Here is a 10,323-nt window from a genome sequence, read left to right as displayed (position 1 = left end):
GAAGCGAACACCCCCGCTACGCGGGGGTGTTGCGCTCCCGCTCCGCGTGAGCGGATGCGGCTCGCTCCGCTCACCGCCAGGCGGCACGCGCTGCGCGCGCACCGCCAACCGCAGTGCAGGCGCCTCGCGTTGCGAGGCGCGGCCGGCCTCCGGCCGACCCCGTGGCCTCCGCTGCGCTCCAGCCACAGTGACGCTCCGCGCCACCAAGCGGGCTACAGGAACCGAGGGGGCGTCAACGCGAGGCTGACGGAGCGCCAGCAGGAAGAAGGGGGAGAGGGGTGACAGGCGGTCGGGAGGGTGACCAGGACTCGGGGGCAGGCCACCCGGAGGAGCGGACGGGATTGAGGGGGCGTCAAGGTCCCGGATTGGTTGGCGATAAGACGAGACTAACAACTTTGAGCCACGTTCGGGGGAATCTCGGAATTCCTTGTGCTTCATTTCTGACGGAAAGATAGACTCTGGACTCAGAGCACACCACCCCGGACCGCTCCGGAGGGTTATCGAGATCCACCCAACCGCCTTGCCGGTGTTCCGGTGGGGCGGATCAACGAGCCGATCGCGTCAGTCCAATCGTAGCCCTTGTGGCTCCTCTACGTGCAGGTTTTCCGTTTCCCGCCGCTCGAATCGACCGGACGGCACCGCAGGAGAAGGCAGGCGATATGTCGAGCACAGACCGCGCTGATCAGCGCGAGGCAGCCCAGCGAGAAGCCATTGACGCGGTCGTGCGGGCACTCGAATTGCCTGCAAGATCGCTTGTGCCCGAACGAGGGCTTCGAACGCAGGTGATCATGGCGACCGGGTCCGGGAAGACCCGGGTGGCGGTCCGCAGCGCGGAGGAGCTCCACGCGGGCCGTGTGCTGGTGCTCGTGCCCTCGCTGGACCTGCTCGCCCAGACCGAGGCCGCGTGGCGCGAGGGAGGCCGCCGGGGGCCGATGCTCGGAGTGTCCTCGCTGCGCGGCGATGAGGTGTCCTTCCCCAACACCACGGACGTGGACGAGCTGGTGGAGTGGACGCGGGGCATGGACAAGGTGACCGTGTACGCCACGTACGCCAGCCTCGGTCTGGGCACGCTGGAGCGGGCGCACGCCGGGGGCCTCGCGGCCTGGGACCTGGTTGTCGTCGACGAGGCCCACCGCGTTTCGGGACGGATCGGGAAGCCGTGGGCGGTCGTCCACGACAACCAGAAGATCCCGTCCCTGCGCCGCCTCTACATGACGGCCACGCCCCGGCTGTGGCAGCTCGGGGACGAGGACGAGGCCGGCGCACCCGGCGAGCTGGTCGCAAGCATGGAAGACGACCCCGAGGGCCCCTTCGGCAGCCGCTGCTTCACCCTGACCCTCTCGGAGGCCATCGACCGGGGAATCTGTGCCCCCTACCAGGTCGTATGCGTGGACGTCACCGACACCGCCCTCCAGGCCGCGCAGCTCCTGGGCGCCGAAGGCCGCTCGGCAGAGGTCCGCGGGGCCCGGCTTGCCGCGCTGCAGACCGCCCTGGTCAAGGCGTCAGCCGAGGAGGGCTTCCGCCGCACGCTCGTCTTCCACCACCAGGTCCGCGAGGCCGAAGCGTTCGCGGCCGGCCTTCCCGACGTCGCCGCGCAGCTGCACGCCTCCGACCCCGAGCTGTACCCCAAGACGATCTGGGCGGACTGGCTGTGCGGCGACCACAAGCCGCTCCACCGGCGGCGTCTGCTCGGCGAGTTCGCCGCCGGGGTCGCCACGGACGGCACCGTGGTGGAGAGGTGCTTCCTGTGCTCGGTGAAGGTCCTGGGCGAGGGCGTCGACACCAAGCACTGCGACTCCGTGTACTGGGCGGATGTGCGCGGCTCCATGCCCGACCTGGTCCAGGCCGTAGGGCGAGCGCTGCGGATGCAGCCGGGCGAGGGCAAGGTGGCCTCGCTCGTGGTGCCGGTGCTGCTCGGGCCGGGCGAGACGGCGGACAACATGCTGACGAGCCGGGCTTTCGGCGGCCTGGCGAAGCTCTTGGAAGCGCTGCGGGCGCACGATGCGCGGATCGTGGAGAGCCTCGCGGAGCAGCAGGCCCCGAGCCGCTACAAGCCCGTCAGCAAGGACGAGAGCGGCACGAGCACGGGCGGGAGCGGCGAGGGCTCCGGAGGCGTCAGCGCCCCCGCCAAGGCCCTGCTGAAGTTCTCCACGCCCCGCGACCCGGCCGCGCTCGCCGCGTTCATCAACCTGCGGGTCCTCAACCCGGAGCACGAACACTGGCGGCGCGGCGTGGAGGCGGCCGTCATCTATGCCCGTGAACACGGCGATCTGAAGGTGCCGTTCACGTTCCGCGTGCCTGCCGTCGACGACCAGGAGACGGAAGGCGAGGGGTGGCCGGCCTCGCTCGCCGGGTTCCCGCTGGGGCAGTGGACCGCCGACGCCCGCCGCTTCTACGCCCGCGGAGACATGGACGAGGATCGCATCGCCCAGCTGGAGAAGCTCGGCATGATCTGGTCCCACTTCGACGTCGCCTGGGAGGAGAGCCTGTCCGCCGCGCGCGGGTGGGCCGCCCAACACGGCCACCTCCTGGCCCCGCTGGACGCCACCCACCAGGGCGCGAAGGTGGGCATCTTCCTGAAGAACGCGCGGGCCGCCGCCCGGAAGGCGCAGGAGATCGAGCAGCGTCGTGCTGAGGGCCTGCCGGTGGAGTCGTCGGCCGGGGCGCTGTCGGACGAGCGGCGCGAGCAATTGGAGGAGATCGACGCGTCCTGGTGCCCGAGCTGGCCGGTGACGTGGCAGCGGTGCTTCCACTTGGTGCGGATGCACCTGGACGCGGGCGAGGCGCTGCCCACCGAGGCGGGCGACGTCGTGCGCCAGGGCGAGGATCTGGGGCGGTGGGTGCAGTCGGTGCGGATCGGGTGGGATCAGCTCACGACCGTGCAGCAGTGGATGTGCGAGCAGGTCCTCGGGATCGAGCCCGCCAGCGAGGACGAGAAGCCGCCGCCGCGCCGTACGCAGGCTGACAAGTGGGCGATGAACTACGCGGCCGCCAAGCAGTTCTACGAGCGTGAGGGGCACCTTCAGGTCCCGAGGAAGTGGGTTGAGCGGATCGTCGGCGAGGACCACGAGGTGCGGGAGCACAAGCTGGGGGCCTGGATCGGGAATCAGCGCAGCCGGGCGGCGACGCTGACGCCGGAGCGGATGGAGCTGCTGTCCGCGATCGGGATGCGGTGGTCCTGATGGTGGGCGTCGTCGTCACCGCGGCCGCCGCGCTCGCGGCCGGCTATCTGCTCGGGCGACTGCGCCCGTGGCAGCGGCTGGGCGACTGGGCAGCCGATCAGGTCCGCTTCACCGGGGCGTGGGTCCGGGGCGGGCCTGGCCGTCAGGCCGTCGTCGTCCTGGCACACGTCGTCACCGCGCCGCGCACCAGCTGGCGCATCATGCGCGCCCCGGCCACCGAGACCCAAGCGCTGGCGCCCGTACGGGACCCGGACTGGGTCGCCAACCGCTCCTGGGGAGACCACGAGTAGACGGTAGGTCTCCGACTCCCTTACTGACGTTCGACTCACTAGAGGACTTCGACAGCTCAAGGCCCGGACCAGGCGTCCGGGCCTTCGTCGTGCCCCGGAATCTCTTCTCCCGGTCGCTGCTGTCCGGGTCCCGGCCTCCGGCCCTACGGGGTGAAGGAGCCGTGCCCGCCAGGACGAGACGCAAGCACCTGAGTCCTGTCACTGTCCCGCCCGACATGGCGAACTCACGCCGGAGGCAGTACCGATGACTAACCGCCAGGCACCCGGGGCAGCACCCGTGCCGATCGCCGCTACGCTGAACACGCCCACCCTGGGCCGGGCCGAATCCCCACAGGGACGCTCTCCACAGAGCCGCAGCAGGACCGCCGACCGCGAGGCGCGCGCCACCCCCACGCGGACGACACCACCACAGGTGTCCGCCGTCTCTGTTCCTCCGCCTCGTAGGAGACTCCCGATGTCTCGGGACCCGCACCCGCACTCCCCCATACCCGCCCGCCCCGAACCGCCCGGCCCGGCCAGCGCAGGGACGCCGTCGGAGACCCCGCTGCTGTCGGTGCACGCCGCCGTGGTGTTCCTGGCGGCCGTCATCATCGGCCTCGTCATGGGCGGCCTCATGTTCCTCCACGACAAGTCCGTGCCCTCGGCCGTCGCGGCGGGCCTGGTAGCCGCTGGAGGCAGCGTTCCCGTGCTGCACAAGCTGATCGGCTGACCGGCGGTGGGCCGGGTGCACATGCTGCGCCCGGTCCCACCGCCTCCGTCAGGCGGCTGGAACTGGTGGGCGTGGCCGCCGCGCCCTCCACCCACTGCGGGTCGTCCAGGATGGCCTCGGGTTCGGCGACGCCGGCGCCCTCAAGCAGGTCATCAACCTTGCCGGATTTCCGGGTCTTCAAAGTTGAGCGGTGCGGAGGTGTCCGCGGGTTCGGCGGGTGGTGACGCAGCGTGTCCGTAGGCGCTGGTTGTCGGCGTTTCGGAAGCCGAACGCATTGCGGGCGACGAGCTTGATCACCCGGTTGATGCCCTCGCTCTTGGCGTTGCTGTACCCGGTGTCGATGAATGCTTCGATCTTGGGCCACCAGCGGTCGACGGTGATGGCGAGCTGCCGGACTTCGGGGATGTCGGAGTCGGCGCACCAGGTGAGGAACTTCCAGCGAGTGTGCCCGACTTGGTGCCGGTCGGCACCGGTGCGGGCCAGCGCGAGGAGGGTGCGCAGGTTCTCTTTGGCGATCCACGCGGTCAGCAGCCTCTGGCCGATCTTCCCCTCGTCCAGCAGGGTGTTCCACATGGCGGCGAACTGCTCGTCGGTGAGGTCTTCGCGGTTGCGCAGGAGCCGCCGTCTGGCTTTCCACTCCGGATCACTGGCGCGTCCTCGGCGGCCTCGGACCTCGGCAGTGGTGCGGCGTCGGACGGCGGACAGCATCTTGTTGGCGAGCTGGACGACGTGGAAGTGGTCCACCACCACGGTGGCGTGCGGGAGACCGGTGCGGACGGCGGCCCGGTAGGTGGTGGACATGTCGATGGCTACGCACTTGATGCTCTTGCGCCAGGTCAGTGGGGTGGTGGCGAGCCAGGTGAGGACGTCCGCGACGGTGCGGCCCTCAACCTGGCCGAGCAGGCCGCCGGTGCCCAGGGCGTCGACGAACCCGGTGTGCCACCGGTCTCGCACCAGATGCCACTTCTCCGTGATGGGGTCTTGCTCCCAGCGCGGCCTTCCTCGCCGGGTCTCGTCGATGCCCAACACTTCCACTTCGGGCAGCGGAGCCTCGATGACCTCGTGGGCCTGGGTGCGGAAGGCGTTCATCACGGTCGGCCAGGACAGATGCAGATCTCGGGCGGCCTGGATGACGGTGGACCCGGCGTCGCGTATCCGGCGCCCGGCGGCATTGCGCAGCCGCATGGTGATCCGCGCGCCGGCCGGTATCTGCGGTATCTGCTCGGTGAACGACTTCCTCGGGCACTGCGGCTCGCGGCAGTGCCAGCGGCGCTTGTGCCAGCGGAACTCCAACCCGTGTTCCCCGTATGGCAGATCACGGGGCCGGGTGATGGCTGAGCCCTTCACCCGGGAAGCAACCACCCCGCAGGACGGGCAGGCCCGCGCGGTTTCGTCCGCCGTGGTCAGGTGCACCCGCCGGATGCCGTCCTCCAGCCGCTCGACCGAAACGACGGCCAGGCCGTCCAGATCGAGCAGCAACGTCGTAGAGTTGTCCAAGCCCGTGGTTCCCAGTGATCAAGCTGCGTAGAGAACAGACATGATCAGCTATGGCCACGGGCGTTCTGCATCCAGGGGCACCGCCCGTGATGAGGACCCGGAATCGGTCAGGGCTGCTCTTCGCCCCAGGTCGTTCCCTCGGCAACCATTCGGGGCAGGTGCGGGTTGAAGAGTGATTGACGATCTGTGAGGGGTGACCGCGACGGGTCAGTGTCCACCCTTGCGGCGGGCACGGTAGGCGGCGACGGTGGTCCGGCTGGCACAGGCATTGGAGCAGAACCGCCGGGTGCGATTGCGGGAGTCGTCGACGTAGAAACGCTCGCAGTCGACGGCGTGGCAGCGGCCGATCGTCACGGCCGGGTCGCCGCAGAGGACGTGCGCGAGTGCCGCGGAGCAACTGCGCCCGAGCCAGCTCACGGCGTCCTCGCCGTTGGGAGCGAAGTGCAGGTGCGGCGATCCGTGGCCGTTGTGGTCGTCGACCCGGACAAGTGGCGGGTGTTGTTCCAGCAGGGCATTGACGGGGCCGAGCGGCCCGCCATGGGATGCGGCCTCCACCGCGCGGAGCAGCCTGGGCAGGAACTCGCCGAGCCGCTCCGGGTCCGGTTCGGCGATCCGGTGCTGGCGGAACATCTCCCGGCGCAGCTCGCTCGGGTCGTCTCCGTTGACGATCTCTACCGCAAGTCGGGTCAGGTTCCCGATGTAGTCGACGTAACGCACTTGACCACCTACCTCCCACGCCTGAAGAGTAGGCACCATGACTACTGATGCCACCTACATGATGGACGGCCCAACCGCCGTCGCGCGAATGCTGCACCGTATGGGCCGGTGGGACGAGGCGCTCGCCATGCTGCCGACGGACGCGGTGGCGGAGCGGGCCGAGATCCAGGTGGACCGCTACTGGTGGAGGCTGGACGGGGCCGGGGCGGCCGAGGAAGCGGTCAGCGCACTCCAGCCGTCCGACCCCGTACTCGCCGGATTCCTTACCGCACAGATCCGCTACACCCGGCTGCTGTTCAGCCTGGAGACGCTCCCCGAAGACCTGCAGCGGGCTCGCGAGGACTTCACCACCGCCACAGCCGACCCACGGCTGACCGGCTGGGCCACGTTCTGGCTCGGAGTGCTCGCCGACAACATCGACAAGGATCCCGACGCTGCCAAAACGGCCTACCGACAGGCACTGGGGCACGCACGGGAACATGGCGACGCACTGCTGGAATCCTACGCCGTACGCCACATCGGAGCCCACCTCCTGGAGCAGGACCGGGAACAAGGCATCGCCCAGCTGCGGCGGTCCTACCACCTGCGAGCATCCCTCGGCGCCCGCCCGCAAACCGCAGCAGCGGCCCTCACTCTCGCCGGCGAACTGCCCGCTGGAGCCGAAACCGACCAGCTCCGCGAGACATCCGACCTGACCGCCCGCGAACTGCAACTGACCTGGCTGCTACGCGCCCTTTGACGGCACCGCGTCGCACGTCCCCGCGAGGGCACGTGACCAAGCGACTGCCGAACACGCGGACCCCACCTCCGCCGTCTCGACACACGCCGACGGAGGTGGGGAACCCAACGAAGCAGGTGCGTCCCACGCTTGAGCGCCGTATGGGGAGATTCAAGAAGCGCCATCGCCCGAACAAGAAGCTCACGCGGAGTGACAGACGGTCAGGCTCTCAGCGCCACCACACCGCTCAACTTTGAAGACCCGGATTTCCCCAGCTCGCGGGATGAAGATGCTGGCCAATACCCGAGCGAAGGCTCTGCCAGCCGACCCTCCGCCCCTTAACTAACTACGACTCTATCGATTGATGGGCCATAATTTTCGTGATTGTAGAGGTGCAAGATATTTTGCCCTTTCGATAGCTTCACCTTGACGACCGCCTTTCCCAATTTTACCGGTTCGTTAACCCAGTTCCCCGGCGTATCTACCCGCGCCGCCGAACCATTGTTTACCTGCATATAGAAGTACATATCCCCGGAGGCGTTGTAGTAGATGGTTACCGCATATGTGCCCGACGCCGGGGCCTTGACGTCCTCAATATAGAGCTCTCCGCATATGCTTACACCGTCTTCGCATGATCCCTCACCTATCTGTACAGCCCTGCCATTAGAGCAATTCAACATCGCGTCGCAAGTTTCGGCAGTGGAAGGGGGCAAAATTCTATTCGCCCCTCCTTCCGCTTCGTATGTGACTGGAGTTACATGAGGAGGGTGCTGAGATCCTTTAGTGGGGCTCGGTCGGCGTGGGGTAGTCGCTCCATGCCCTTTAGTGCTTGACTGAGGGCCCCCTCCAGAGTTAGCAAAAATCACAGCAGCAGATATTGCAGCAACGACAAGCAAGAGACTCAAAGCTGCCAGCACAATCACGCGCTTCTCCCGGGCGGCCTTCTCTCGGGCGGCCCGCCTTCTCCCGGATGGCCTGTTCCCGAGCCACCTTCTCCCGAGCCGCCTTCTCCCGGATGGCCTGTTCCCGAGCCACCTTCTCCCGAGCCGCCTGTTCCTGAGCCGTCGACCCTCGACGAGCATCACATTCATTTACGCTTTCGCCCGCTGTCCGGCGCGTCAATAAATAGTACGCCTCGTTTACTTCCTTCATTTCTTCTTCAGTTTCCCCGCGCGTTTCCGGACGGCTCTCGTGAATGTCCGGATGGAGCAGGCGAACTTTCTCCCTGTATGCCTTTTTGATTTCCTCCATGGTGGCCCCGGATTGGATCCCGAGCACTGCCCATGGATCCCGCTTTTCCATATCAGGCCATCTTTCCGCCGAGTGATTCGATATTCTGGGTTTAATGCATCCCGACCCCTTAATTGTGAAGCCGCTTCTGACTGATCGCAAAAGGGATGGCGTCGACTCAGCGAGGGCAAGGGTCGGTTCCGAAAGCGAGAGTCGGTGCCGGTGGGTGGACCACGATGCGGGGCATGCTTTTGGGCATGCCTTCAGCCTGCCGAGCCCCAGCGCATGCCGCGCGCGGGCAGACCGCTGCTCGTCAAGATCGAAGCAGGGAGAACCAAGGCATCGGCCACCACGTAACCATCGGCTGCCGCTTACCACGCGGGTCACAGGCCGGGGTAAGCATCTTGGTATCCGGCCCGCCCTCCCCTGGACGGGCCGCTACCGGCGGGGGTAACCCTCGTCGCCGGTCACCAGGCGGCGGATCACCCGGCCGAAGCGGCCGGTGGGCTCGGCCAGCTGAATGCGGCACCCCGCACAGTGCTGTCCGTCGGCCGGCGGCGCGTCCACTTCCAGCAGGTCGTACTCCGCGGGGCTGCCTTCCAGCGGCCCGTCGCATCTCTGGCACACCGGGTCGGGCTCCTGGGCAGCCTTGGCAGCGGCCTCTTGTGCTGCCCAGCGCTCCTTCGCTTCCCTCAGCTCACGGTCCCTCTGCTCCTCCTCCCGCTTGAGCTGCTGCTGGCGGAGTTGGTCGCGCTGGCGTTGGCGTCGTCTGAAGGCGCGTTCGTCGTCGGGGTTGTCGAGGGCGTCGGGAAGGGTCTGCCAGGTGGAGTGGCCGAAGCGGAACCAGACCGGGCCCAGGGGACCGTGCTCGCGGAGCCGGTCAAGAGTGGTGACCAGGATCGGCACGGCGTCCGCGTAGCCGGTGTAGCCGTCCCGTTCTTCCGCGCCGTAGCTAATGGAGAACCCGTGGTATTCGCCGGCCCAGTGCGCCTCGGTCAGGCGCATGACGCTGTTGATCCGGTTGTTCATCGCGGTGGGGCCGACCTGCTTGGTGAACACGATCGCCAGCGGCGGATACCCCTCCCTCCCCAAGGGGCCGTACAGCGTCTCCCACATCGGGATCGACTTCTGCCCCGGCTGGGCATAGGAGTGCGGTGAGGAGCTGGGCGCCTTGACGGTGCGGCGGAAGAACTCGCGGTAGCGAGCGGCCTTGGAGGCCAGAGTGACCGGGTTTTCGGTGCCGTTGTCGACCTCCACGAACATCACGGGCACCCCGGCCTCCGGAGCGGTGAGAACCGCATCAGCGCGCGGGCTGTTCTTGCCGGGGGTGGTGAGCGTGCCGGACACCGGGAGCACCACCTCCGTCGCCCAGGAGGCGATCTGTCCAAGCCCCTGCGGGCGCGCCTGCAGGGCCGCAGAGGCAGCGGCCATGTCCTTGCCCGCCGGTGTGTTGGAGAGCGCGGTGGTGGGCGTCTGAGGCCGTTTGCGGGGCACAGGGTGGGTCAGCTCGGGTGGGGTCTGCAGGAACGCGGCGATGGTGTCGGTGACCTTCAGCACGTGCTTCGCCCCCGAACGCGCAGCCCCCCGAGCGGTTCCGCCCATCTCCCGCACCGGCCGGTCCAGCACCGCGGCCGCGGCTTCCAGGCCGGGCCCGGTCAGGTTCCACAGCTTCTCGGTGACCAGGTTGCCCGCGGCATTCGTGCGGCTGGCCGAGCCGAGCGACTCCACCAGGCCGTCACGCCCGAGATCGAGGCAGCCGTTGCGGACGGTCTGCGCACTGGCCGTGCCCGGGCACATCAGCTGCCGGATCTGTTCGGCGGTCGCCACCTTCACCACACCCAGCGCTGCGAGGACCATCTGCCGCGTCTTGGCCGTAGACCCGTACGGCCGCCGCTTCGTCCCGCCCATCGCACATCCCTCCCACCGCACCGCTGACAGCCGGTGCGACAGCTGGTGCGTCCTCTCGGCCACGCGGCCACG

8 protein-coding genes are annotated in these 10,323 nt (G+C 68.2%); 4 read left to right on the top strand and 4 right to left on the bottom strand.

Annotated elements, in window-relative coordinates:
- Positions 1–659 precede the first annotated feature (659 nt).
- From IG62_RS0124840 to IG62_RS0124830, 3 genes are all read left to right on the top strand, one after another.
- Complete coding sequence (locus tag IG62_RS0124840) at positions 660–3,182, top strand: DEAD/DEAH box helicase (RefSeq protein ID WP_078872217.1); 2,523 nt, start codon at positions 660–662, stop codon at positions 3,180–3,182.
- The gene (locus IG62_RS0124835) at positions 3,182–3,472 is read left to right on the top strand and encodes a hypothetical protein (protein WP_078872220.1); all 291 of its coding nucleotides are present in this window, start codon (positions 3,182–3,184) and stop codon (positions 3,470–3,472) included. Before IG62_RS0124840 ends, IG62_RS0124835 begins: the two co-directional genes overlap by 1 nt.
- Positions 3,473–3,926: 454 nt before the next feature.
- Positions 3,927–4,181 (top strand): hypothetical protein, encoded by a 255-nt coding sequence (locus tag IG62_RS0124830; protein ID WP_234326720.1) that lies wholly within the window; start codon positions 3,927–3,929, stop codon positions 4,179–4,181.
- Positions 4,182–4,358: 177 nt separating this feature from the next.
- On the opposite strand, the gene IG62_RS0124825 is transcribed toward IG62_RS0124830, so the two are convergent.
- Entirely contained in the window at positions 4,359–5,678 is a 1,320-nt protein-coding gene (locus tag IG62_RS0124825) for an ISL3 family transposase (RefSeq protein WP_037839213.1), read from the bottom strand.
- A 207-nt stretch (positions 5,679–5,885) separates the two neighbouring features.
- Complete coding sequence (locus tag IG62_RS0124820; RefSeq protein WP_030807384.1) at positions 5,886–6,395, bottom strand: CGNR zinc finger domain-containing protein; 510 nt, start codon at positions 6,393–6,395, stop codon at positions 5,886–5,888.
- 37 nt (positions 6,396–6,432) lie between these two features.
- Between IG62_RS0124820 and IG62_RS0124815 the strand changes: the two genes are divergently transcribed.
- Entirely contained in the window at positions 6,433–7,134 is a 702-nt protein-coding gene (locus tag IG62_RS0124815) for a hypothetical protein (RefSeq protein ID WP_158795098.1), read from the top strand.
- An 831-nt stretch (positions 7,135–7,965) separates the two neighbouring features.
- Here the strand turns inward: IG62_RS0124815 and IG62_RS45080 are convergent.
- Positions 7,966–8,415, bottom strand: coding sequence for a J domain-containing protein (locus IG62_RS45080; protein WP_078872216.1), 450 nt, complete (start codon positions 8,413–8,415; stop codon positions 7,966–7,968).
- A gap of 366 nt (positions 8,416–8,781) precedes the next feature.
- Complete coding sequence (locus IG62_RS0124810; RefSeq protein WP_030807378.1) at positions 8,782–10,251, bottom strand: replication-relaxation family protein; 1,470 nt, start codon at positions 10,249–10,251, stop codon at positions 8,782–8,784.
- Positions 10,252–10,323: the final 72 nt, after the last annotated feature.

The organism is Streptomyces sp. NRRL S-337 (genome assembly GCF_000720175.1).
Taxonomy (GTDB): Bacteria; Actinomycetota; Actinomycetes; order Streptomycetales; family Streptomycetaceae; genus Streptomyces; species Streptomyces siderophoricus.
The sequence above is the reverse complement of the archived record's forward strand: the minus strand, read 5'-3'. Positions and strand labels throughout refer to the sequence as shown.